This window comes from Micromonospora sp. LOL_025 (assembly GCF_048060285.1).
In the GTDB taxonomy this organism is placed as follows: domain Bacteria; phylum Actinomycetota; class Actinomycetes; order Mycobacteriales; family Micromonosporaceae; genus Micromonospora.
Genome location: NZ_JBHMIR010000118.1, coordinates 1 through 600, shown reverse-complemented (window position 1 = coordinate 600; position 600 = coordinate 1). Strand labels below are relative to the sequence as shown.

The window sequence follows — 600 nt, the reverse complement described above, 5'->3', positions numbered from 1 at the left end:
GACAAACTCGTCGAACACACCCAACCCACCCGCGACCGCCACACCCCACCCCTCATCCAAACCGTCTTCACCGGCGGAAACGTCACGGGCATCGCCGACGGCCCCGTCCCGCTGCACACCGCCACGATGCGTCCGATGTCGATCGAGCCGGGAACCGCGAAGTTCGACCTCACGGTCCACGCGGAGGTGGGAACCGACAGCGTCGGCGTGTACTTCAGCTACGCCTGCGACCTCTACGACGCCGCGACGATGGCCGACCTGGCCGACAGCTACCGGGCCCTGGTGGCGGCCGTGCTGGCGGACCCCGAACGGCGGCTGTCCACGGTGGAGGCCGTCACCGACGAGCAGCGCCGGCGGCTCGCGGCGGTGTCCACGGGGCGGCGGCGCCGGCCGACGACCGGTCGGGCGGCCCGGTGGCCCGAGGCCGTCCCCGACGGTCCGGACCGGGCGGGCGCCCCGGCGACCGAGGTGGGCGCGCCGACGGCCGCAGTCGCCGGATCGTCGGACGGCGGTGCGGGGTGCGTGCCGTGGCTGGTGACGGCGACGGCCCGACGCCAACCCGACGCCGTGGCGATCGTCGACGGCACCAGCACGATCACC

Annotated in this window: 1 protein-coding gene; it reads left to right on the top strand. The window is 74.5% G+C overall.

The window, feature by feature from the left end; all coding sequences use genetic code 11:
• Positions 1 to 600, top strand: a 600-nt coding sequence (locus ACFHW0_RS31740; RefSeq protein ID WP_416613311.1) for a condensation domain-containing protein, incomplete at both ends; no start/stop codon positions are given.